This window comes from Helicobacter zhangjianzhongii (assembly GCF_030249855.1).
GTDB classification, from domain to species: Bacteria; Campylobacterota; Campylobacteria; order Campylobacterales; family Helicobacteraceae; genus Helicobacter_B; species Helicobacter_B zhangjianzhongii.
In genome coordinates, this window is record NZ_JANURN010000010.1 from 22130 (window position 1) to 44036 (window position 21907).

Below are 21907 nucleotides of genomic sequence, written 5' to 3' on the forward strand. Positions count from 1 at the left end.
CTCTGTTCAAAATTTCACCCTAGGGCTTAGTAACAGAGTAGTCTAAATAGGATATATATATAATAATAAATCAAAAAATATGGCAAAAAAGTAGATAAAAGTTACATTATTTGGCGATGACCAAAATCACAAACTATTGCAGCTGCACCCAAAATCCACAAGTGTGGTGCTTAGATTCTAATGCTGCCATTGCCGTGGATAAGGTATTTTGTCGTGGTTAAATGCACGGCTCCCATAGGTCCGCGTGCGTGGAGCTTTTGCGTGGAGATCCCCATTTCAGCACCTAGTCCTAGCTCGCCACCATCATTAAAACGACTAGAGGCATTCACAAACACAGCACTTGCATCAACGCGCCCGCAAAATAGCTCCGCAGCCTCTAAATCCTGCGTGATGATGATTTCACTATGTTTAGAGCCGTATTTATCGATATGCTCTAAAGCTTGCTCTATGGATTCTATGATTTTTAGCGCGATGATTTTGTCTCCAAACTCTGTGCCAAAGTCATTTGCACTAGCAAGCTCTAGCCCATCTTTGTCTCCAAGCAGTGTTAGCACTTCTTGCTGCGCTCGCACACACACGCCATTTGCTAGCAGTGTCGCTACCAAATCTGGCAAGATCTCCCCCACACAATCGCGGTGGATTAGAATGCACTCAATAGCATTGCAAGCACTTGGGCGTGAAGCTTTGGCATTTAGGCATATATCTAGTGTGTGCTGCTTTTTAGCAGAGCGATCAATATAGGCGTGGCATACGCCTTTGTCGTGGAAAATTACAGGGATTTTGCTATGGGTAGTTACAAACTCGATTAGCCCAGCTCCACCGCGCGGGATCACCACATCGATAAACTCGCGCTGCTGCAAGAGTGTAGCTAAGTCTTCTCTAGCAATAAGCCCAAGGGATTGCACGCATTCTTTTGGGATGGAGCTAGAATCTAGTGCGCGGTGGATACAAGCAAGCAAGGCGGTGTTTGAGTGGTGAGCTTCTTTACCGCCTTTTAGCAAGATCGCATTGCCTGATTTGATACATAAAGCCGCGGTATCAATCGTTACATTTGGGCGGGATTCATAGATGATACATACTACGCCTAGCGGGATTCTAACTTGCGCGATACTAATCCCACTAGGGCGCACGCCACCGCTGATAATCTCGCCTAGCACTTCTGGCTGGGATCTAATCTCTTTGACGGCTTGGATCATACTTGTAATCGCGCTATCATCAAGCCTTAAGCGATCAATCATCGCTGGTGAAAGTCCGTTTGCACGCGCATTTGCGAGATCTTTGGCATTCTCTTCTTGCAAAATAGCGCGGCTCTTTTCTAGCTCATTTGCTAGGGCTTCTAGCGCGTGGTTGCGCATTTTGGCACTGCTTTGGGCTAGAGTCTTACTTGCTTGCTGTAATGTTTGTAGCGTGTTTGCATACTCCATAAAAATCCTTTACTCCAAGATCGCCATATCATCGCGGTGGATTAGGCAGTCGCCATAGCTCTGCCCTAGAATTGTCGCAATATCTTTAGAATCTCTGCCGATGATCTGCGCACAATCATAGCTGCTATATCGTATTTTGCCTCGAGCAAACTCCGTGCCTGTCCTATCGCACACACTTACTACCCATCCTATCTCAAAGCTCCCTATCACTTCTAGCACACCTTTTGGCAAAAGTGATTTCCCCTCCTGCAAAGCAGCCTTTGCTCCAGAATCCACAATAAGCCTGCCCCTAGGGATCGCCACATAGCCGATATAAAATCGCCGCTTTTTTATCGCATTAGTCGGCAAGTGAAAGTAAGTGCCGACATCTTCGCCATTGAAAAACTTAGCGATATTATCCGCTTCTGTGCCTTTGATGATAGCGACATTGCAGCCTGCTTGCATAGCTGTTTTAGCAGCCTTTAGCTTGCTTGCCATACCGCCTGTGCCGACACTATTTTCTGCGCTTTGTTCTGCTAGGCTTGTGATTTGCTCGCTTATTTCTACCACTTCGCTAATGCGCGTGGCATTTGGATTGGTGGCGGGATTTGCGTTATAAAGCCCATCGACATCAGAGAGTATTAGCAGCAAATCCGCGCCAATCATACTTGCTACAAGCGCGGCTAGATTGTCATTATCCCCAAAGGTCTCGATATATTTTAGCTCATCAACTAGCACAGGATCATTTTCATTGATGATAGGGATAGTCCCTAGCTCTAGCAGGCGCGTGAGAGTCGCGCTTGCATAGAGATAGTGCTTGGGGTGTGAGAGATCATCTTTAGTGAGTAGAATCTGGGCGATATGCAAAGAGTGCTTGCTAAAGGCTTGCTCATAGTGCCACAGCAAGTGTGCTTGCCCCACTGCCGCGCAGGCTTGCTTGTCGATCATATCTTTGGGGCGGCTGGGGAAGCCTAGCAGGCTAAAGCCGCTTGCCACCGCCCCTGAAGAGACGATGAGTATGTCGCTAATGTCTTGCTTAAGGCGTGCGATTTGCGCACAAAGGGCATTAAGCCGCTCCACTTGCACGCAGGCTTTGTGCGATTCTCTCGCGCTAGAATCTAGAGGGTTTGTTAGGATAGAGCTGCCGATTTTTATCACAAGGCGTTTGCACTCTATGGATCGTGGGCTAGAGTGCGTGTGCTTACTCATTTAAACAGCCCTTTAAGCGCATCAATCGCCTTATCTTTATGCTTATCAATGTGCTTATCAAGCTCTTTTTGGATCGCTTGAGTAGCCTTCTTGCGTGCTAGCTCACTAAAATCCACTTCCACTCTAGGCGAGCCTATCGCACCTTGTAGAAGCACATCGACAGAGTCTTGCTTTATCGCGGTTTTTAGCTTGGCATTGATGGTGGATCGCTCTAGATCTATTAGGATATTATCCCCTTGCATAGAGAAATCCCCGCTTTTTGCCCCAAATTTTGCATTAAGCTTGGTGGAGTTATCGATTTGTGATTCAAATCCCACGCCATTAAAGAGCAAGCCTGTAATGTCTAAGCTTGTGTATTGCTGCAAGGATCTTGTGAAGTCATTTTTGGTGAAGTGTCCATTAGATAGCACAAGGCGCATAGTGCCATTTGCGCCATTTTCGCCCGAGATGACAGAGAGATCGCCATTTGCCTTGGCACTAAAGATCTGGGGATATTGGAGCATTTTTAGCAGTGAAATCGTATCCACATCGTGGAGCTTGGCACTAAGCTCCTTGCCTTTAAGCTTGGCATCAAGCTGCCCACCTAAGCTTTGTGTGTGGAAATCTGCTTGGATAGATTCTGCGATTTTTATCTTGCCATCGGCTTCAAGCTTGCCAGCAAGCTCGATCCCTGTTAGGAATTTTAGGGCTTTTAGGCTTGGGATTGTGATGGTGTAAGGCGTGGCGATTGTGGTGGAGCTAAGGTCAATGGCAATGGGATTTAGCGCGAGATTAGCCAAAGTGGATTCTAGGGTGAAGTCTGCCTCGCCTACGCCTTTTAGCAGCCGCACATTGCTCTTGTAGCTAAAGGGCGTATTTGGCATAGCTAGGTCAAACTCGCGCTTTATCACATCGCCCATTATCACACCCTTTAGGCTAGAGATCACTTGCGCACTTATGCCTTTATCTAAATCCCACACCTCTCCGCTTGCATCTTCTAGTCCGGTGGCGTATTTGGGGAGATAGAGCATAGAGAATAGCTGCTCGATTTTTAGGTGCTTTATATCAAAGCTGATTTTCTTAGGCGCAAAGGATTCTAGCAGGGCAGTATAAGTGGTGCTAGAGCCTGCTACATCACTTTTGCCAGAAATTTTCATCTGTGAAGAGCCGCCGATCATCTCGCCATTGGTGCGCAAAGCCCCGCGCACTTTTGTCCCCACAAGGGGCGTGAAAGCACTAATATCGCTAAGATCGATAGTATAAGTGCTTTTTGTAAGCAAGGGCGAGAGCTGCGTAATGCCACTTGAGATGATTTTGCCTACATTGGCATTAAAGGCGAGATTGTGCTTAATGCTATCCATATCAAAGATCGCGCTAAGGTTGGCATTCCAGCTTGTGCGGGGGATTGCTATATCAAAGTCTTTTTGTATCAGCTCTTGTGAGAATCCACCTTGTGTGATAGCTAGCGTGGCTTGTCCGCTGAAGTTTGGCTCTTTATCTTGTGTGCCGCTAATATCAGCTTGTAGCCCCAAAACTCCGCTGATATAGGGCTTTTGCCCAAGCATTGCTAAAAGCTCATTGATCCTTAGAGCAGTAATATCAGCAGTGATTTGTGTGGGCTTAAGGTCATAGAGGGTGGCACTAAGGCTGCTTTTTGAGCGTGCGATGTCGCTAGTGGCGTTGATGGCTAGGGTGTCAAATATCTTGCCTTGCGCCTTAGCACGCACTTCAAACGCTCCTGCTAGCTCTATGCCTGCAAGCTCCCCAAAAAGCGAAATATCATTAGCATCAACAAGCAGATCAAAATCCACTCCTAGTGTGAAGAGATTATAATCTCCGTGTAGATCGATAATGAGCTTTTGCCCATTTGTTAGCACGATTTGCGCACCTGTAAGCCCTAGGGAGAATCTCTCTAGCACAAGCGGCAGGGGCGAGTGCTTGTTGATTTGGGATTGGATAATGGGCTTAATGATCATATTGCCAATAGGACTAAAGACAAAGATATACACAAGCAGCACAAGTGCTGCTAGAATCCCACATAGCCAAAGCAAAAACTTTTTCACAAAAACTCCTTATAGTAAATTACAAATCACTAGGCAAAAGACTAGGCTGCGCATACGCGTGCAAGATCTTTAGCATATCGCTATGCTCTTTATAATGATGAGCGCGGATAATATCTGCGCCATTTTGCAAAGCTAGCAAATGCAGGCTCAAAGTCCCACTTAAGCGGTCGTGTGGATTTGGCGCATCGATGATCTCGCCTATGGTGCTTTTTTGACTAGCTCCTACAAGCAGCCTTTTGCCAAAGTGCTTGAAATGCGCTAAGTGCTGGATTAGGGCGAGATTTTGCGCGCTATTTTTGGCAAAGCCAAAGCCGATGTCTAAAATCACCTCGCCCACATTGTTGGATTCTAGTAGCTCAAGCTTACGGGCGAAAAACTCATCTACTTCGTTAATAAGGTGCGTATAGTGGGCTAGGCTTGCCATAGTCTCTGGCGTGCCTTTTGTGTGCATTAGGATAAAATCCGCGCCAAAGTCCCTTACCACTGCTGGCATATCGCTATCGCTTAGTGCGCGGACATCATTGACTATGGTAAATCCGGATTCTAGCGCGTAGGCGGCGGTTTTGGCATTGTAAGTATCGATAGAGAAGCGTGCTTTGCTGTTTAGATTTTCTCTTTTGATATAGGCGCATACTTCTTTAAGGCGTGCGATTTCTTCTTGTGCGGAGATGAGCGGGGAGCCCGGGCGAGAGCTTGCTGCGCCGATGTCAATGAGCCTAGCACCTTGTGCGAGTAGCTCTTGTATGGATTCTATGGCGCGTGTGGCTGTGTGGCGTGAGGGGGCGTAGAAGCTGTCGGGGGTTAGGTTGATAATCGCCATAATGGCTTTGTGTGATTTGGGCGATTCAGCTTTTAGACTAGAATCGGGGATTTCATCGCCGCTCGATAGACACCCAAGTCTTATCTCCTTGCGCGGCTTGCAAAGCCCCGATTTACTAAAGAAACTGCGGCTGTGCCCCGATTTCTCATCTACAATCCTAGAATCCTTTGTGGAGTCGCTTAGAGTTGAGGCGTTTTGGGCAGAAAAACTAGAATCCACTTGCGCGCCTTTATGGATCGCCACGACTTCCTTGCGGAAGTCTCGCGATGACGATAAAAAATATTCATTCCTAGAATCCTCGTTTTTACTTGCGGTGCTTTTTTCTGTCATTGCGAGCGGTGTTTGCACCGCGTGGCAATCCATAGTTTTTGTGGTAGCAAAAATGGGAGTATCACTAGAATCCGCTTTTTGCAATGTTTGTATTTCTTGTGCTGTTTTTTCAAAAGTGGATTCTAGGGGGTTGGTATATTTTTGTATGGATTGCCACGCTTTGCGGAGCAAAGCTCGCAATGACAGAAAATAAGCATTGCTGCTAGAATCCACTTTTTTATTTTCAGTCCGTTTTTCTTCTTCAAGGATTCTAGGAATTGCGGTGGGGCTGTGGGAGCTTTGGCGTTTTTTCGGAATGTTAGCGGACGCCCAGTCCGTGCCTTCCGCAAAAACGCCAACACTGCCGCATTGCCTACCCAAATCCGAATCCCCGTGCCCAGAATCCAAGTGAGCTTGTAAAGTGTGGCTTAAAATCTTCAACCCAAATGGCTGGACTCTACACTTAGCGATCACGCGCTCAAGCTGGGATCTTGTGGCGATAAGTAGGGCATTGTAGGGGGGATTTTGGCTAAGGATCGCATCTCTTGGCGTGGCGAGATCACCGCCTACACTTAGCAGCTCTTGCTTTAGGATATGGAGCTGTGGCACGGATAAATCGTGCAGAAAAAAGAGAAAAATCTCCCCCTTTTTGCGCATAATCTTCGCCCCAGCGCGATCAGCTCCTATGGATTCTAGTGTGCTTCTTAAAAACTCTGGCGCGATCCTAGTGCAGTGCATTAGCTACTCTCTTTTTGTGAGATGTGGCATAAATCATTAGCAAGAGATTTAGGCATACAAGGTGCTTGGGGCGGTAGTTTTCTAGCTGGGCTAATGCGCTATCAAACATCGCTAGCTCTTTTTCATCAAGCGTAATGCCCTCTGTGGCGACAGAGTGCAGCAGCGATGCGACAAGCTGCCTGCCGTGGATCTTGCTATCTTGCGTGTCTTTTGCCAGCGCGGTTGTGTAGGTGTAGATGGATTCTAGGCTTAGGGTGGAGAGTGTGAGAGAAAATGGCTTGCTTGGCTCTTTGACTCGCTTATCAGTAAGCAAGCAGCGCGAGCGGATCGTGGGGATAAAGGCGGTTTTGTTGCGCGAGATTAGGATAAATTGTATATGAGCTGGTGGCTCTTCTAGGATTTTTAGCAGAGCATTTTGGGCTTCTATGCGGAAAGAATGCCCCGCGATGATAAAGGTCGTTTTAGTATCGGTGGCTATGTGGGCTTGGGCTATGATGTCGTGGATATGCTTGATCTGGATTTCGCTCTCTTCATACACGCGCACATCGCTAGGATTTAGTGTCGAGGTGTAATGCTCTACTTCTTCTTCTATGGTATTGACCAAGATAATCTCTGCTATCAATTATAATCCCCTGCTATTCAATATCTAAGCGGTTTAAAATGCTTTCATACAAAGCCTTTTCAAATAAGCGCAGCATATCCATAAGCTTATAGTCCAAAAACTCATCATTAGCACGCAAGGGAAACGACCCCCTAATGCCCTGATCCATCACCCAAAACAGCCCATAGTCCTTGCTCCTGCACAAATCAGCGATAGGGTTATTGATCCTCCCGACATACCAAAACATATAATTTTCATACGCAATATCAAGCATATTGATGATGTTTTCTCGGCTAGAATCCTGCTGCAGTGAGACATCTGCGCCAAGCAGGCGATTAAGCGAAAAGATCGGTAGCAGCGGTCTGTTGATGGTGTTGTAGTAGAATCGAGAAAGCGCGTAGGTGCTAAACCACTCTCTATGCTCATCAGTAGCAAGCAGCAGTGTCCCACCGCTTACAATATGCTTAAGCGCACCTAGCATTGTATCAGCAAATAATGCGCGATCAATCTCTAGCCACTCTCGATCGCTCGCCCACTTATCATACTCAAGCCGCATAGTCTCCAAAAGCCACGAGCGAAAATCTGTATTTTTCATTTATCTAGCTCGTATGCATTATGTAGGGCGCGCACTGCAGTTTCTGCGCTTTTTAGGTTGATGACCATAGAAACTTTGATCTCACTTGTGCTAATCATCATAATATTGATATTTTCATTTGCCAATGCCTTAAACGCCACGCTTGCCACGCCAGAGTGAGATTTCATACCCACGCCCACGATAGAGACTTTGGCTATATCACAATCATAATCAATAGATTCTACATCAACTAAAAATGGCTCTAAAACGACTTTAGTTTGCTCGACATCAGTTTGCGGGATCGTGAAGTCTATGTCAGTTTTGCCATCGCGACCGATTGTTTGGACGATCATATCGACATTGATATTCCCGCTAGCTAATGCGCCAAAAATCTCCGCAGCAATGCCCGGGCGGTCGCGCACATCGGCTATGCTTACACGCGCTTGGTTTTTGTCTAATGCGATTCCACTTACAATAGGCTGCTCCATAATATCCTCCTCTGCTGTGATAAGTGTGCCTTCTTTTTGGGTAAAAGAGCTGCGCGTTACAAGCGTTACGCCCCATTTTTTTGCTAGCTCGACAGAGCGATTGAGCAGGACTTTTGCCCCCATTGATGCAAGCTCTAGCATTTCATCATAGCTGATTTTGTCGATTTTCTTAGCATTTTTCTCTATGCGTGGATCGGTTGTATAAACGCCATCGACATCGGTGTAAATCTCGCATAAATCCGCTTTCATAGCCCCAGCTAGAGCCACAGCGGAGAGATCGCTGCCACCTCGCCCTAAAGTAGTGATCTCGCCCCTAGAATCCACCCCTTGGAATCCAGCTACTACTACGATATAGCCTTGATCAAGCAGGGATTTTGTATAAGTGGAGTCAATGGAGAGAATCCGCGCTTTTGTGTGGGTAGAATCTGTGAGTATCCCAGCCATCTGCCCACTTAGTGAGATAGCCTTGTAGCCTTTAGATTCTAGGGCTATGGCAAGCAGAGCTGCGCTCACGCGCTCTCCTGCACTTAGAGCCATATCTACTTCGCGCAATTTTGGCAAGGGCGTGAAGTATTTGGTGTAGTTGATTAGCATATCTGTCTGCCCGCTCATCGCACTCACCACGACGACTAGCTGCGGATTGTTGTAGGAGTGTAGCGCGTCAATCACGCGGTTTGCGACATTTTCAATCCGCTCGCAATCCCCCATACTCGTGCCGCCATATTTTTGGACAATTAGCATAGATCTGTGCCTCCTTGTGATCGCGGTGATCGCGTGATTGGTGCTTGTGTGATTATGGGGAGGAAAAATTCAAAGACCTTGTGATACACGCCGCGCTTAAAGTGTGTAACGCGCTTAAATATCTCATCATACTCCACAAACTCATAGCGTGAAAACTCTGGCGTGTGGGCTGCTAGATTGATTGTAGCTTCTAGCAAGAGCTTAGCTAAGAAATATCGCTGCCTTTGCCCGATATATGGGCGCATTTTGGTGATGACAAATTCTGGGAAGTCATAGCTTATCCACTCTGGATACTCTGCTAGGATCTCTATTTTGCTTGTGCCTATTTCTTCTTCAAGCTCGCGCATAAGGGTGGATTCTGGGCTTTCATCAGCATCAATGCCACCTTGCGGGAATTGCCACACGCCTTGCATATCAATGCGCTCCGCTAGGAAAAATAAGTGCGTGCTAGGCTGCTCGGGGCAGTAGTCTGGGTGGAGCAAAATCGCAGCGACATTGGGGCGATACAGAGTAGAATCCATAACAACACTTTGTGAAAAAATAAGCGTGATTGTAGCTTAGAATGCTTAAATGCTAGCTTTAAGGCACGATGAGTTAGCTCATCGGCTCTTTGATCTAGCTTTTTGGTGTGTTGTCTTGCTCGTCCTCTTGCTTTAGTAGGAGATTTTCGTATTTGACAATGCAGTTTGCCGCTGTTACGATCTCTTTCAACGCTTCGGTGCTAAAGGCTATGTCATTAAGCAGCGAGGTGGCTTGGGCGGAGGTGATCGTGCGGTCTTTGATCAAATCTTGGATTGTGTTTATGGATTTGGCGTTAGTTTTTTTGAGATTTTTCTTGATCGTTTTTATGCCCTCTTGGATATTATCGCTTGCTTGCGTGCGCTCTTGTGGTGTTTGGGCTTTGGGGGAGTTTTGATCTTGGAGATGCTTTAGGTCATAGAGCGTATTTGCTAGTAGAATCCGTATTTGCGTGTATTGGTCTTTTAGCGCGGCATTGCTGCTATTGGCGTTTTTGATTAGGCTAGATTGGATTATTTTGAGATTTTTGGTAGCTTCGACAAGATTGCGCGAGGCTTTTTGGAGATTGCCTATTTCGGCGCAAAAGGCTTGGTCTTGGTGGTGGGCTGCGCGTAAATGTGTAGAAAAGTCAATGATAGAGTTAAAGATGTTTTTAATGGTTTTTTCATAGATATTTTCAAGCTTGTCTGCATCTATGCGTGTTTTGGAGTGCGTGAAGTAGTCCATATCTAGTCGCTGTGTGAAAAATCGCTGCTTGCTTGTGCCAATAACTGCGCTTAGGATTGTGATCGTATTGCCAAAGAGATGTAGCACTTCTTTTTGTAGGCATTCTTTGGCGGTGTTGGGGTAGGGGATTAGATCAAAGTCTATGTAGCGTGCGCGATCGGAATCATCTTTTGAAGTGGTGATAAACTTGCACAAAAAGGCTTCAAACATTGGGATAAAGGGCGTCATCAAAAGCACGGCGATGACATTATAGATCGTGTGGAAAAGCGCGATTTTGAGCGCGTAGTCATCGCTTTTAAAGCCAAAAAGACTGCTTGCTAGCTCGACAATCTCCTTAAACACGGGCAAAAACACCATACACACAATGGCTATAACGACATTAAAAAGCGTGTTGCCAATGGCGAGCCTGCGCCCATCGACACTAGAAGAGATAGAAGCGATGAGAGCTGTTACCACGCCGCCGACATTTGTGCCTATCACAAGGGCTAGGGCGTCATTGTAGGAGATACTCCCAGAGCTTAGAGCTAGGATAATGATCGTAAGCGTGGCGAAGCTTGATTGCACGATAGAAGTGATCAGCACCCCCATACCAAAAAATATCAAAAACGCCCAGAATCCACCAAATCTAGCCGCGACATTTAGGTCAAAGTTTTGGTAGCTTTCAAAGCCTGTTTTGATATACGCAATCCCTAGGAAGAAAAAGCCAATGCCAGCAAGGATATAGCCTAGGGATTTGAGATTTTTGCTTTTCATAAGTAGCAAAAGCACGCCAAGTGTGATAAGCGGCAGCCCAAGAGCGGAGACATTCATCTTCACCCCAATGCCTGCGATGATCCAGCCGCTTGTGGTAGAGCCGATGTTTGCCCCAAAGACGATGCCAAGAGCCTGCCCTAGACCTACTAATGATGCAGAGAGGAATGATAGGGTAAGGATTGTTACAAGTGTGGAGCTTTGCATAATGGCAGTGGCACTAAGCCCAAAGAGTATGGCTTTAAGCCGTATGTTGGAGAAGTTTTTTAGGATTTTTTCTAATGCCCCACCGCTAAAGCCTTTAAAGCCATCTTCTAAAAAGAGCATTCCTAGCAGGAAAATCGCTAGCCCGGAGAAGAGATTTTGCGCGACTTCGCTGCGCCCCATAAGCACGATCCCAGCGATAGAGATGAGAGCTAGGATAAACATTTTGTAGTAGGTGTAAATCTCTGTTTTAAAGCGTTTGAGCATAGGAATCCTTTGGCTAGATAAATGATCTTTTGTAATGGGATTGTAAAATTTGCGAAAGCAAAGTGTAGCAAAATTTAGCAGTTGTAGGGCAAGATTTGTGATGTGGATTGTGGCGCAAGCTTGTAGGCATAAGCGGTGCATAAGCGGTGATAGAGGGGGCGGCTCCTAGGGGGCTGTCATCGTGGCATAAGCTTAGATTGATATAATGCGTGGGTTACTTTGGCTTGCAAGAGGCTAGGTGATGAAAAAGTGGATTCTAGGGATTGGGCTTTGCGCGCGTGTGTGGTGCTTATCGGTGCAAAGGACTATACCCAAGCCTTTAAGCTTTATACCAAAGCGTGCAAAACTGGAATAGAATCTAGCTGTGCAGATGTAGGGAAAATGTATGATCTTAGTCTGGCGGGGGTGGTGATAGATCACACAAAAGCAAGGAGTTATTATACGAAAGCCTGTGATTTAGGCTATCAAGAGGGCTGTAAAGATATAAAGCTTTGAAAAACGCAGGGTATTAGAATCTAATCAAAAAGGAGCAAAAATGGTAGAGCGATACGCAAGAGAAGAGATGAAAAAGCTATGGGATATGAATGCAAAGTATTCTGCGTGGCTAGAAGTAGAAAAGGCGTTGGTTAGAGGCTGGAATAAGCTTGGGCTAATCCCTGATAGCGATTGTGAAAAGATCTGTAAAAATGCAAAATTTGACATCGCTAGGATTGATGAGATTGAGGCAGTTACCAAACACGATCTAATCGCCTTTACCACTTCTGTGGCGGAAAGCCTAGGCGAAGAATCTCGCTGGGTGCATTATGGGATCACTTCTAGTGATTGCATAGATACCGCAGTGGCGTTGCAAATGCGTGATAGCTTAAAGATTATTTTAGATGATATTAAGCAAGTAAGAGAGGCGATAAAGGCGCGTGCATATCAGCATAAAGACACGCTAATGGTGGGGCGAAGCCACGGAATCCACGGAGAGCCTATCACCTTTGGGTTAGTTTTAGCGATTTGGTATGATGAGCTAGGGCGGCATTTGAAGGCGTTAGAATCCACTTTAGAAGTCATCTCTGTGGGGCAACTAAGCGGGGCTATGGGCAATCTCGCCCATACGCCTATGGAGTTAGAAGAGCTAGTTTGCAAAGAGCTTGGACTTAAACCCGCCCCTGTGAGCAATCAAGTGATACAGAGAGATAGATACGCTAGGCTTATGAGTGATTTAGCCCTTTTGGCTAGTAGCTGTGAGAAAATCGCCGTAGAAGTGCGACACCTGCAACGCACAGAAGTCTATGAAGCAGAAGAGTATTTTGAAAGCGGGCAAAAGGGAAGCTCTGCTATGCCGCACAAGCGAAACCCGGTTTTGAGTGAAAACATCACAGGGCTTTGCAGGATTATCCGCTCTTATGCAATGCCCGCAATGGAGAATGTTGCGTTGTGGCACGAGCGAGACATTAGCCATAGTAGCGTGGAGCGATTTATTTTGCCAGATAGCTTTATCACCACAGATTTTATGCTAATGCGTTTAAAGGGGCTGCTTGAAAAGCTAGTGGTGTATCCAAAAAATATGATGAAAAATCTCAATCTCACCGGTGGGCTTGTCTTTTCACAGCGAATCTTACTTGAGCTGCCTAAAAAAGGCGTATCACGCGAAGATGCCTATAAAATCGTGCAAAGAAATGCGATGAAAGTGTGGCAAGACTTACAAAATGGTGTTATGCAGGAAGGCAAAGCGGCGGTAAATGACAAGGGTGAGAGCTTATATTTGCAATATCTTTTAGCAGATAACGAACTCGTGGGACTTATCGGCGAAGCAGCAATCCGCGAATGCTTTGAGTTTAGCTACTACACAAAAAATGTGGATTCTATTTTCAAAAGGGTGTTTGGGGATCAATGACAAAACCAACGCATTTAAGCACACAAGAAAAAGTCAATCTCGGCAGTTTTTATACTGCTGATTTTTTGGTCAATGCAGTCTATACAATGCTTAAAAAATATGTAGATTCTAAAGATTATGTGCTGCTTGATAGCTCGTGCGGAAGTGGGAATTTCTTGCAATCACAAGCTATGATTAAAAGCGGATTTGCTAAAGATAGCTTTAGCAAAATTATTGGAGCTGATATTGATAAAATGGCTTTGCATATCGCAAAACGCTCGCTGGATTCTAAGGTTATCTTGCTTCATAAAAACGCATTGCATAATGTTGCTAGGGAGCATTTTAATCTCACGCAAGCTGATAGGCTTATCATCGTGGGTAATCCGCCTTATAATGACAGGACTTCTATCGTGCAAAATCATCTTAAAAATAAAGACTCTATACAAATAGATTCTGCTTTGCAACACAGAGATATAGGCATAAGCTTTTTACGCTCTTATGAGAGATTAAAGGCGGATTTTATCTGTGTTTTGCACCCACTTTCTTATTTGATTAAAAGGGCTAATTTTAATGCATTAAAAGATTTTACAAAAGCTTATAGGCTTATAGATTCTACAATTATTAGCTCTCAAATTTTTTGCAAGGATTCTAAGGGGTATTTTCCTATTATTATCGCTCTGTATAAAAGGGATAATAAGGGAATGGATTATGAATATATTTGTAATTTTAAATTTAAGACAATAGATGAAAAAGAATTTAGCCTAAAGGGGTTTGATTATATTGGTAATTACATTGATAAATACCCCAATAAAAAGCGCGTGGAAAAATCGCAAGTCAAAGCGATGTTTTACACAATGCGCGATATAAATGCCCTGCGCCGTTCTAAAACTTTTATAAACAAAGAAAATAACAATACAATTTTTATAACAAAAGAAAAATATAGCCTGTATTGCTATGTTGATGTGTTTAAATCATTTTTACCGCATATTCCTTATTATTTTGGAAATTGTGAAGTAATGATTGATTTTCAACAATTTAAAGCCTTAGAATCTCATTTTATACAAGCAAGTGAAAGCAGGATTCTAAGCCCTGAAATTTCGCAGTATTTTAGAGATTTACTAGGAGTGCATTATGAAAATACACAAATGTGAAAATAAACAAATCTTTGTAGAAATCCCACTTACCACGCAAAGCGGCAAAACGAGAGTAAAAACACGCAATAGCTTTTATGAATATGGACTGCCTACTGCAACAAGACAGATTCCATTTTCACAAAAGCATTATATTGAGTGGCAAATCGGCTATGATGTAGATAAGAGTGATAAAGAAAAATTAGCTCTAAGCACTTTACAGGACACAGAATTTGTAGGAGCAAATGGCAAGACAAAAGCCCTATATGAGCTTAGTGAATATCTTTGCCACTTCACGCAATGGGGGATTATCACAGAGAGTGAAATAACAAATTTATTAACATTTTTGCAAAATATTAACGATGATGAATTTTTGGATTCTAGGAGCGATTTGCAGATTTTACGAAGCCACCCTATAAGCAAAAATATTTTAGGCGTGGAGTTTTATGAATCTCAAGTTAAATATCCGCTTTTGGTGCATAAATTTAATCATTTTGATGTGCTAGTAGAAATCATCATTAAAGAAAAACAAAGAGCAATTGGTGTGCAGCCTATGCTTTATGTCTGCTTTCCTATCACAGAGCTACATTGTAGCCCTACGCTTTTAGGCAGAGTGGCAGAATCTAAAGAATGCGGCTTGCTTATTTTAGATTCTAAGGATAAAGACTTTTTGCTAGAGACTTTTACAATCTTTGGACTGCTAAGTAAAAGCCATAACTATGATGTGTGCGAGATTATAAAGATTATTTTAAACGCATAAACAAGGATTGTCAGCATTTTAAATGGGTTAAATCTAACCCATTTCACACATCTTTTGGCGGATTATCATCGTGGATTTTTTCTGGCTTGCTAGGCACTATACTCGCATCATCGCCTAGCTCTTTTGGCTCTGGCATTCTGCCATTATCAAGGTGGCTTAATAACGCCCTTTTAAACGCTAAAGTAGAATCCACTTTATAGTATTTTCCACCACTATCCCTGCTTAATTCCTGTAAAAACCCCACTTCTTCGCCCAAGGCAAAGCTATGAAACACCACTTGATTGATAGCAAGTTCTGGCTTTCCTTGCGTGATGTTGCGATTGAGACTTTTCATCGTGCTAAGAAGTGTTTGCGCGCGGAAGCTATCTGGGGGCGTGGGATTGCTCGCAAAGATATATAGCTCTTTTACTAGCCCATTATCCTTAGTGAAATACTTCATACTCTCAATCATAGCGACATTAAGAAGATAGAGATATTGGGGATTTAGGCTAATTTCTTGCACCGCTTTGTCAAATGATTTTGGCTCATAAAATGGTCCAAGTAGGTTTGCAAGCATACTTTTATAGTCATTCACCACTGCCTTTGTGAAGAAATCAGGCTTATAAATTCGCTTTGCAATATAGGGGGCGATTTCCTTAAATGCCTTGATATAGGGGTGCACATTAAAAGTGTTGCAATACACAAAGCCCATTTCCTTATAAGGCTTTTCACGCAAATAGATTCCAAAATCGCCATTTTTTTGCGAGAAATTTACTAGGGTAAAGCTTGTCTTTTTACACACAGAAGTGATACGCAAAAGCCCAGCCCCGCTAACATCAAGGCTATATACAAACTGCTTATCATCACTCATATAGCTCCCATCGTTTTGTAAGATTCCACCATTTAGGATTCTATCTGCAAAGCAAATCCTTTTATCCGTGCTAGAAGATTGGATACTCTGCCCATCTTTAGCATAAATCACGCCTTGTTGCTCTTTATGCTGCTCTAAACTCTGCTTAGAGCAATCCATACCATTGATAAGATTACTAAGCTTTTCAAAAACGACTTTTTCATCAATTGGGTCAAACTCTGTCATTTTCGCTTCCTTTATGTGAGATTTACTTGTCTTTAATCATTGCGTATTTTTCACTAATCAAAGGCAAATATGTAAGATAAATGCAGATTTATGCCATTGTTATGGAGAATCTAAGCAGGGCTATGATGGCAAAGATTACATAAACAATGTAGCAGGGGCTAGCTTGTGGCTATTTGGTTTGGTGGATTTTTTCCAGCCATTCATTAAGCGTTTTTTCAAAGCCCTTTTGCGTGGGATTGACAAACTTCAAAGGCTTTAGCAAATACTGCTGCTCTACATAGCCGCCGAAATTATGTGGGTATTTGTAGGTTTTAGAATGCGGCAGGATATGGGGGCTTATGGGGAGGATCTCGCCTTGGTTTATGGCTTCTAGCGCGGAGTTTATGGCGGTGTAGGCGGTGTTGCTCTTAGGGCAGGAGGCTAGGTAGATCACGCATTGGGCTAGTATTATGCGCGCTTCTGGGTAGCCGATCTTGCTTACAGATAGCATTGTAGAAGTGGCGAGATTTAGGGCGTTTGGATTGGCATTGCCGATGTCCTCACTTGCTAAAATCACAAGTCTTCTAGCGATGAATTCTGGGTTTTCTCCGCCGGCAATCAGCCTTGCTAGGTAGTAGATACTTGCATTAGCATCACTACCGCGGATAGATTTAATGAGCGCGGAGGCGAGATTGTAGTGCGTGCTAGCTTCACTTGTGCCATCATTTAGGCTCACAGGGCGTAAGGACTTGACATCTTCTAGGGTGATATGATCGCTTAGGGCTAGGACTTCTAGGAGATTTAGCATAGCGCGCCCATCGCCGCCGCTGCTTGAGATTAAGTAGGAGCAGGCTTCTTGGGTGATGGTTTTTTTGCTGTGGGGCGATGGCTTTTTGCTGGTGGATTCAGCTTTGTCTGATTCTGGCGTTGCATTTCTAAAGAAACCTGCTGCGGCTTCGCCTTGCACCGCTATCGCTGGTTTTGAGCGATAAATCGTGGATTCTACGGCGTGGGCTTGCTCATTATCGCCTAGATAAATCCCTTCGCCCACGCCTTGAAAGCCACGATTTTCTAAAGAAACCTGCTGCGGCTTCGCCTTGCACCGCTTCGCTTGTTTTCTCATCTCAACTGCTTCCGCCTGTGGTGTTTTATCAAACACGGCTTCAGTTTTTTCGTTTTGCGGCGTGTTTAAACTTGCGGCGTTTTCCCTAGAATCCACTTTTTGTGTATCAGCGGCAGAATTTTCAAAAGTGGATTCTAGGTTTTGGGTCTTTGTTTGTGTGGATCGCCACGCCGACAAGTCGGCTCGCAATGACGATGAAGCGGATTTTTCACACTTAGCCCCTTTTTCTTCTTCAAGGATTCTAGGAATTGCGGTCCCAAAATTTGCTAAATCTGCGGAATGCTTACCCAAAGCTAAATCCCCTTCAAGCAAAGCCAAATCCCCATTAGAATCCACCTTTTGTATGCCCAGCTTCTCCAACGCCCTTTTCAGCAGCTCCTCTAGCTCTTGCACATTTAGGGGCTTAAACTCACAGAGCAAAGAGCGCGAGCGGATCGCATTTGTGAGCGTGTAGAAAGGATTTTCCGTGCTAGCCCCAAGCACGATAGCAACTCTATCTTCCATAATGGGCAGCAAGGCTTCTTGCTGGGGCTTAGTGAGCCTATGGACTTCATCGATAAACACAAGCGGCGTGATGAGTGATTGCTGATAGGGCTTAAGCGCGGAGTGCAGGGACTCTAGCTTGAATTTTGTGGCATTAAAGGGGAGAAAGACATCGCCTAGGTTTTTGGCAATAAGCCTTGCTAAAGTCGTCTTCCCAGTGCCCGGAGGTCCGTAGAAAAAGCAATGCGGCATTTGCTTGGCGGCTATGGCGCGATATAGAGGGGCGTTTTTGTGTAGCAGGTGGCTTTGCCCTAGGAAGTCATCTAAGGTCTGTGGGCGCAAGAGTGTGGCTAGGTGCGTCATAGCTTGGCTTTGTGTTTGGGGCTAAGGGCTTTAGCCATAGCAAGCATAGTGGTCGCTAGCCTGTATTTATGGCTTTTACATAAAGCGCGATCCCTAGAATCCACTTTTGAAGCTTTGCTAGGGTTGATAGCACCCTCACATTGCCCACGCCCAAGCCACGCCCCAAAGCCCCAAGGATCCTTGCACATCACTTGCCTTTAAAGATCATTAGTTCATAGGAGCTTTGCTTGATTGTTACGCTATTGTCCTTGCTTGTGCTGGCGCGGAGCTGCTCGATAATCCCATCTAGCTCATCAAGTCGCTCCTTTAAGCGTAGGATAATATCCACGCCAGCAAGATTTACGCCCAAATCACGCGTGAGCCGCAAAATCGTCTTGATTTTATCAATATCGCGCTGGGAGTATAGGCGCATTTTGCCCTCTGTCCTGCCGGGCTCAATTAAGCCCTCTTTTTCATATTGGCGTAGGGTTTGGGGGTGGATTTCTAGGATTTTTGCCACGACACTGATTAGATAGACAGGCTCATCATAGCTATACATTTGCACTCCTTATGCTTCTAGCTCTTTATGCAAGAGATCTTGCAGGGGCTGTGAGAGCGATTCTAGCTTGGGTAGGGTGATGTTTGCACGCAAGTAGAGATCGCCTAGGGCTTGGGTTTTTAGGTTTTTCGCGCCGAGCTCTTTGACGCGGAATTTTTGGGCGTTTTTGGTGTTGGGCGGGATTTTTAGGGTAACTTCTTTGTGCAAGGTGGGGATTGTTATTTTCCCACCAAAAAGCGCGGTCTTTAGCGGGAGATCAAAATCTTGGATAATATCATCGCCACTTCGCTCATATAGCGCACTAGAATCCACCTGCACCTTTAGGATCAAATCCCCCCGCCCACTGCGCCCGGATCGACCTTTGCCGCGTAGGCGGATACTCTTGCCATCACTTATGCCAGCGGGGATTTTCATATCGATTTTTTCTCCCTCAAGCATTATGCTATGCTTGCCACCGGTGATAGATAGCTCAAAGGGTATGCGTATGCTTGCGTGTATATCTAAATCCTGCTCAAACCCCCCAAAATCCGCCCTACCAAAGCCAAAGCCCGAGCCAAAATTAAAGCCCCCGCGCGCGCCAAAAATCTGGCTCAAAATCTCATCAAGCCCAGCGGCTCCGCCCTGTGCGCGGGCAAAATCACTGAAATTCTGCCCACCAAACATACTATCGCCAAATTGATCATATTGCTTGCGCTTTTGCTCATCGCTTAAAATCTCATAAGCAGCGTTGATTTCTTTGAATTTCTCTTCTGCGGACTTGTCTTTATTGACATCGGGGTGGTATTTGCGCGCTAACTTGCGATAAGCCTTTTTGATCTCATCTTGGCTGGCATTTTCGCTGACTTCTAGTGTTTGATAGAGACTTCTGCTCATTGATTATCCTTTGTGGTGTTTCTTGAGTATGATTGTATCATAAAACTTTAGTGTTATTCTATCAATTTGCATTCAAGGACGGCAGAGTTCTTGCACATAGCCACTGACAAAAAACCCACTTTTATCCAAGCTACATAAAAAATTTTTAATATCTTTGTGGCTTACAATAACGGGCGAAATAGCATTGCTAGGGAGAGTTGCCATACCAAGTAGCTGTCCATCTTTGCTAAAAAATGGTCGCCCGAAGATGACTTTTTGCTCATTTTTAATGGGGAGCTTATTGGTATTTTTGCGTGTGATTAGGCTGATATTTGGGGCATTGAAAGTTGTGGTAACTGTGTAGTAGTCATTCGTGCGCACAGGCTTTGACTTGGCGATGTCATAGGCATTTTTGGTCAAGATTTTATTGTGGTAGTAGCTTTGGGAGCGGAGATTGCAGTAGTCATCAGTGTAGCCAGAGACTTCAAAGAGACTAAGCCCTTGCACTTTATCTATGGCTTTTAGCCGCAACTCTGCTAGGCAGATGAGATTGCCTGCGCTCTCATCGCGCATTTTTAGCAAGATATTTTTAGGATAGGCACTAGCATTATGCCCAAGCTCTGCTGAGGTCAAAAAGAGATTTTGCGGCAGTAGTAGCCCAAATCCACTGCGGAAGCTCCCATCATCAAAAGAGACCATCACAAGCCCCACAGAGCGGATCCACGGGAAGTTTTTTTGCACGGCGACAAAGTCGTCCATATTACCCACTTCCATAATCACTCTATCCATTTCTTTGGTGGATTCTGGCTTAGGCTTAGAGTCTTTAGCTATGTTTTTATCTTTATTTGGGAGATTTTGTGTGGTGGGCGTGGGCTTTGGGGCGGAATCTAGCGGGTCGTTAAGATCGGATTCTGAAGCATTGGTGATGAGGCAAGCCCCCATACAAGCACATAGCACAAAACTTGTGTATTTTTTATAGCATTGCTTGAGTATAAATCCCACAGAATGTCCCAAGATAATCACCTCTAATCTATGTTGCTTATATGTATCGGTCTTTTGCTCAACTCTCATCGTAATTTTAGAGAGAATCCCCAAGGATCTATGGGCTTTTTAGATTCTAGTAAGGACAAACTCGCTAGAATCCCCACTCGCTAAAGCCCACAAAAAAGTGGATTCTAGCATATTTAGGCTAAAGGATTTACTATGGAAGAGTTAAAAACTTTCACCCCCACACAAGAAGAGCTAGAATCTAGCGCGTTTGCCACGATAGAGACCAATAAGGGCGCGATTGTTGTGCGACTCTTTGGAGAGAGTGCGCCACAAGCAGTGAGCAATTTTGCCTCTCTTGCCAAAAGTGGATTCTACAATGGGCTTACATTCCACCGCGTGATCGCAGGCTTTGTCGCTCAAGGTGGCTGTCCTAGAGGTGATGGCACAGGCGGACCGGGGTATAGGATCGCTTGTGAGCTAAAGGGCAATCCACACCGCCACAAAAGAGGTGCGCTCTCTATGGCACACGCAGGGCGCGATACAGGTGGGAGTCAATTTTTCCTATGTTTTGTGGATTTGCCACATTTAGATGGTGAGCACACGGTATTTGGGCAGATTGAAGATGCCCAAAGCCTAGCGGTGCTTGATAGCCTTAGACAAGATGATACGATCACAACTATCTGTATTTCTTCTAGCATAGGATAGGCACAAAGCATAGATGAATTGGAGACGCCGACTCATAGAAATGAGTGTCCCGCGCATAGGGTGGGCTTTGGTGTGGATTTTGTATGCTACAAATCGCAAGGCATTTTTCATCGATAAAAGTGTCTATGATGACAATACGATTCTAGCATTTTGGCACGGCGAGATTCTTATGCTTCCTATGCTCTACCGCAAGCTTCGCCAACACCCCAATATCTATATCTTATCAAGCAATCACTTTGATGGAGGGCTTATCGCTAAAATGTGCGAGTGCTTTGGCTTTGAGAGTGTGCGAGGCAGCACGGGATCTGGGCATAAGGGTGGAGTGCGCGCACTTATGCAGCTCATTTCTGGACTTAAGGCTGGCAAAGATGTGGGGATCGCCGTAGATGGACCAAAGGGTCCTTATCATCATATCGCTGATGGTGTCATTATGATGGCGCAAAAAACAGGGAAAAGAATCAGCGTATGCCGCGTGGTGCCAAGTTTGCGCTATGAATTTGGCACTTGGGATAGATTCTCCCTACCGCTACCTTTTGGCAAAATATGCTATTATATGGGTGCTAGCTTCGCGCTAGATCCAAGTCTTAGCCTAGAAGAAGCCAGAGAAGTGGTAAAAAAACAAATGCAGTGCATACAAGGGCAAGAGTAAGGGCA

At 44.8% G+C, this 21907-nt stretch carries 21 protein-coding genes and 2 pseudogenes; 7 read left to right on the forward strand and 16 right to left on the reverse strand.

Features of this window, described 5'->3' with window-relative positions:
• Positions 1–170: 170 nt before the first annotated feature.
• From NYG90_RS09375 to NYG90_RS09415, 9 genes are all read right to left on the reverse strand, one after another.
• Entirely contained in the window at positions 171–1424 is a 1254-nt protein-coding gene (locus NYG90_RS09375) for a glutamate-5-semialdehyde dehydrogenase (protein WP_285257646.1), read from the reverse strand.
• Positions 1425–1433: 9 nt separating this feature from the next.
• The gene (gene proB, locus NYG90_RS09380) at positions 1434–2612 is read right to left on the reverse strand and encodes a glutamate 5-kinase (RefSeq protein WP_285257645.1); all 1179 of its coding nucleotides are present in this window, start codon (positions 2610–2612) and stop codon (positions 1434–1436) included.
• Positions 2609–4654 (reverse strand): hypothetical protein, encoded by a 2046-nt coding sequence (locus NYG90_RS09385; protein WP_285257644.1) that lies wholly within the window; start codon positions 4652–4654, stop codon positions 2609–2611. Before NYG90_RS09385 ends, proB begins: the two co-directional genes overlap by 4 nt.
• 19 nt (positions 4655–4673) lie before the next feature.
• The gene (gene folP, locus NYG90_RS09390; protein WP_285264979.1) at positions 4674–6521 is read right to left on the reverse strand and encodes a dihydropteroate synthase; all 1848 of its coding nucleotides are present in this window, start codon (positions 6519–6521) and stop codon (positions 4674–4676) included.
• Positions 6508–7143, reverse strand: a complete 636-nt coding sequence (locus NYG90_RS09395) for a DNA polymerase III subunit delta' (RefSeq protein WP_285257642.1) — start codon at positions 7141–7143, stop codon at positions 6508–6510. Before NYG90_RS09395 ends, folP begins: the two co-directional genes overlap by 14 nt.
• Before the next feature lie 13 nt (positions 7144–7156).
• Positions 7157–7717: a HobA family DNA replication regulator gene (locus NYG90_RS09400; protein WP_115011233.1), complete on the reverse strand. Its 561-nt coding sequence runs from the start codon at positions 7715–7717 to the stop codon at positions 7157–7159.
• Entirely contained in the window at positions 7714–8925 is a 1212-nt protein-coding gene (locus NYG90_RS09405; RefSeq protein ID WP_285257641.1) for an aspartate kinase, read from the reverse strand. The genes NYG90_RS09400 and NYG90_RS09405 overlap by 4 nt, the downstream gene beginning before the upstream one ends.
• Complete coding sequence (locus tag NYG90_RS09410; RefSeq protein WP_285257640.1) at positions 8919–9446, reverse strand: RNA pyrophosphohydrolase; 528 nt, start codon at positions 9444–9446, stop codon at positions 8919–8921. The genes NYG90_RS09405 and NYG90_RS09410 overlap by 7 nt, the downstream gene beginning before the upstream one ends.
• Before the next feature lie 94 nt (positions 9447–9540).
• The gene (locus NYG90_RS09415; RefSeq protein WP_285257639.1) at positions 9541–11391 is read right to left on the reverse strand and encodes a Na/Pi cotransporter family protein; all 1851 of its coding nucleotides are present in this window, start codon (positions 11389–11391) and stop codon (positions 9541–9543) included.
• A gap of 219 nt (positions 11392–11610) precedes the next feature.
• Between NYG90_RS09415 and NYG90_RS09420 the strand changes: the two genes are divergently transcribed.
• Genes NYG90_RS09420 through NYG90_RS09435 form a run of 4 tightly spaced genes read left to right on the forward strand, consistent with a single transcriptional unit; the run spans position 11611 to position 15145 of the window.
• Positions 11611–11886, forward strand: a complete 276-nt coding sequence (locus NYG90_RS09420; protein ID WP_285264980.1) for an SEL1-like repeat protein — start codon at positions 11611–11613, stop codon at positions 11884–11886.
• Between the two features lie 40 nt (positions 11887–11926).
• Positions 11927–13276, forward strand: coding sequence for an adenylosuccinate lyase (gene purB, locus NYG90_RS09425; protein ID WP_285257637.1), 1350 nt, complete (start codon positions 11927–11929; stop codon positions 13274–13276).
• Positions 13273–14406: a TRM11 family methyltransferase gene (locus NYG90_RS09430; protein WP_285257636.1), complete on the forward strand. Its 1134-nt coding sequence runs from the start codon at positions 13273–13275 to the stop codon at positions 14404–14406. The genes purB and NYG90_RS09430 overlap by 4 nt, the downstream gene beginning before the upstream one ends.
• Positions 14387–15145 (forward strand): R.Pab1 family restriction endonuclease, encoded by a 759-nt coding sequence (locus NYG90_RS09435; RefSeq protein ID WP_285257635.1) that lies wholly within the window; start codon positions 14387–14389, stop codon positions 15143–15145. The genes NYG90_RS09430 and NYG90_RS09435 overlap by 20 nt, the downstream gene beginning before the upstream one ends.
• Before the next feature lie 43 nt (positions 15146–15188).
• Here the strand turns inward: NYG90_RS09435 and NYG90_RS09440 are convergent, their stop codons facing one another.
• The 7 genes and pseudogenes from NYG90_RS09440 to NYG90_RS09470 all read right to left on the reverse strand — a co-directional run bounded on the left by NYG90_RS09440 (position 15189) and on the right by NYG90_RS09470 (position 20560).
• Entirely contained in the window at positions 15189–16220 is a 1032-nt protein-coding gene (locus tag NYG90_RS09440) for a hypothetical protein (RefSeq protein ID WP_285264981.1), read from the reverse strand.
• Positions 16221–16389: 169 nt separating this feature from the next.
• Positions 16390–17073 (reverse strand): annotated as a pseudogene (locus NYG90_RS09445) (AAA family ATPase); the annotation flags it as partial.
• Between the two features lie 642 nt (positions 17074–17715).
• Positions 17716–18168 (reverse strand): annotated as a pseudogene (locus NYG90_RS09450) (AAA family ATPase); the annotation flags it as partial.
• Entirely contained in the window at positions 18165–18356 is a 192-nt protein-coding gene (locus NYG90_RS09455; protein ID WP_285257633.1) for a hypothetical protein, read from the reverse strand. The pseudogene NYG90_RS09450 and the gene NYG90_RS09455, both read right to left, overlap by 4 nt.
• Positions 18356–18706 carry a heat shock protein transcriptional repressor HspR gene (locus NYG90_RS09460; protein WP_115011241.1) on the reverse strand — a complete coding sequence of 117 codons (351 nt, stop codon included), beginning with the start codon at positions 18704–18706 and terminating at the stop codon, positions 18356–18358. Before NYG90_RS09460 ends, NYG90_RS09455 begins: the two co-directional genes overlap by 1 nt.
• A gap of 9 nt (positions 18707–18715) precedes the next feature.
• Positions 18716–19579, reverse strand: coding sequence for a DnaJ C-terminal domain-containing protein (locus NYG90_RS09465; protein ID WP_285257632.1), 864 nt, complete (start codon positions 19577–19579; stop codon positions 18716–18718).
• A 72-nt stretch (positions 19580–19651) separates the two neighbouring features.
• Positions 19652–20560 (reverse strand): hypothetical protein, encoded by a 909-nt coding sequence (locus NYG90_RS09470; RefSeq protein ID WP_285257631.1) that lies wholly within the window; start codon positions 20558–20560, stop codon positions 19652–19654.
• 30 nt (positions 20561–20590) lie between these two features.
• On the opposite strand from NYG90_RS09470, the gene NYG90_RS09475 reads away from it, so the two are divergent.
• Genes NYG90_RS09475 through NYG90_RS09485 form a run of 3 tightly spaced genes read left to right on the forward strand, consistent with a single transcriptional unit; the run spans position 20591 to position 21902 of the window.
• Positions 20591–20713: a hypothetical protein gene (locus NYG90_RS09475; protein WP_285257630.1), complete on the forward strand. Its 123-nt coding sequence runs from the start codon at positions 20591–20593 to the stop codon at positions 20711–20713.
• Positions 20714–20761: 48 nt separating this feature from the next.
• Complete coding sequence (locus NYG90_RS09480) at positions 20762–21253, forward strand: peptidylprolyl isomerase (RefSeq protein WP_285257629.1); 492 nt, start codon at positions 20762–20764, stop codon at positions 21251–21253.
• A 13-nt stretch (positions 21254–21266) separates the two neighbouring features.
• Positions 21267–21902: a lysophospholipid acyltransferase family protein gene (locus tag NYG90_RS09485; protein ID WP_285257628.1), complete on the forward strand. Its 636-nt coding sequence runs from the start codon at positions 21267–21269 to the stop codon at positions 21900–21902.
• Positions 21903–21907 lie beyond the last annotated feature (5 nt).

Bases quoted from the DNA above. Each gene is read 5' to 3' on its own strand.
- NYG90_RS09375 (WP_285257646.1), bottom strand. From the start codon at position 1,424: ATGGAGTATGCAAACACGCTACAAACATTACAGCAAGCAAGTAAGACT.
- proB (WP_285257645.1), bottom strand. From the start codon at position 2,612: ATGAGTAAGCACACGCACTCTAGCCCACGATCCATAGAGTGCAAACGC.
- folP (WP_285264979.1), bottom strand. From the start codon at position 6,521: ATGCACTGCACTAGGATCGCGCCAGAGTTTTTAAGAAGCACACTAGAA.
- NYG90_RS09400 (WP_115011233.1), bottom strand. From the start codon at position 7,717: ATGAAAAATACAGATTTTCGCTCGTGGCTTTTGGAGACTATGCGGCTT.
- NYG90_RS09405 (WP_285257641.1), bottom strand. From the start codon at position 8,925: ATGCTAATTGTCCAAAAATATGGCGGCACGAGTATGGGGGATTGCGAG.
- NYG90_RS09410 (WP_285257640.1), bottom strand. From the start codon at position 9,446: ATGGATTCTACTCTGTATCGCCCCAATGTCGCTGCGATTTTGCTCCAC.
- NYG90_RS09415 (WP_285257639.1), bottom strand. From the start codon at position 11,391: ATGCTCAAACGCTTTAAAACAGAGATTTACACCTACTACAAAATGTTT.
- purB (WP_285257637.1), top strand. From the start codon at position 11,927: ATGGTAGAGCGATACGCAAGAGAAGAGATGAAAAAGCTATGGGATATG.
- NYG90_RS09430 (WP_285257636.1), top strand. From the start codon at position 13,273: ATGACAAAACCAACGCATTTAAGCACACAAGAAAAAGTCAATCTCGGC.
- NYG90_RS09435 (WP_285257635.1), top strand. From the start codon at position 14,387: ATGAAAATACACAAATGTGAAAATAAACAAATCTTTGTAGAAATCCCA.
- NYG90_RS09440 (WP_285264981.1), bottom strand. From the start codon at position 16,220: ATGACAGAGTTTGACCCAATTGATGAAAAAGTCGTTTTTGAAAAGCTT.
- NYG90_RS09455 (WP_285257633.1), bottom strand. From the start codon at position 18,356: ATGTGCAAGGATCCTTGGGGCTTTGGGGCGTGGCTTGGGCGTGGGCAA.
- NYG90_RS09460 (WP_115011241.1), bottom strand. From the start codon at position 18,706: ATGTATAGCTATGATGAGCCTGTCTATCTAATCAGTGTCGTGGCAAAA.
- NYG90_RS09465 (WP_285257632.1), bottom strand. From the start codon at position 19,579: ATGAGCAGAAGTCTCTATCAAACACTAGAAGTCAGCGAAAATGCCAGC.
- NYG90_RS09475 (WP_285257630.1), top strand. From the start codon at position 20,591: ATGTTGCTTATATGTATCGGTCTTTTGCTCAACTCTCATCGTAATTTT.
- NYG90_RS09480 (WP_285257629.1), top strand. From the start codon at position 20,762: ATGGAAGAGTTAAAAACTTTCACCCCCACACAAGAAGAGCTAGAATCT.
- NYG90_RS09485 (WP_285257628.1), top strand. From the start codon at position 21,267: ATGAATTGGAGACGCCGACTCATAGAAATGAGTGTCCCGCGCATAGGG.